The sequence below is a fragment of the Aeromonas aquatilis genome (assembly GCF_054052405.1).
In genome coordinates this window covers 1-255 of the sequence record NZ_JBSTYP010000218.1, presented here as the reverse complement: position 1 = coordinate 255, position 255 = coordinate 1, and the positions used below count along the sequence as shown (strand labels likewise).

The 255-nt window shown below is 57.6% G+C and carries 1 pseudogene; it reads right to left on the bottom strand.

The features are described 5' to 3' along the window. Positions 1-255, bottom strand: a pseudogene (locus ACW5W8_RS24100) (integrase); the annotation flags it as partial.

The following is a 255-nucleotide window of genomic DNA, read 5'->3' as shown; positions in this document are numbered from 1 at the left end:
GGCCGTGGCTCAGGGTGCGGAAAAATCGCTCGATAAAGGGCTTTTCCCAACCCGAATAGGCATTGGATCGGCTGACATTGATATCCAGCAGGGTGCAGATCGACATGACGCGCTGACTCACGTAGTCAGAGCCGTTATCGGTACGCATCACACCGTTGTCATTTAGGGTGCCCCAGGCCAACAGGGTCTTGCGCAGCAACAGGCAGATCCCCTCGCTGGATGAGCTCTTGGCCACCAGCAAACGAACGCGGCGAG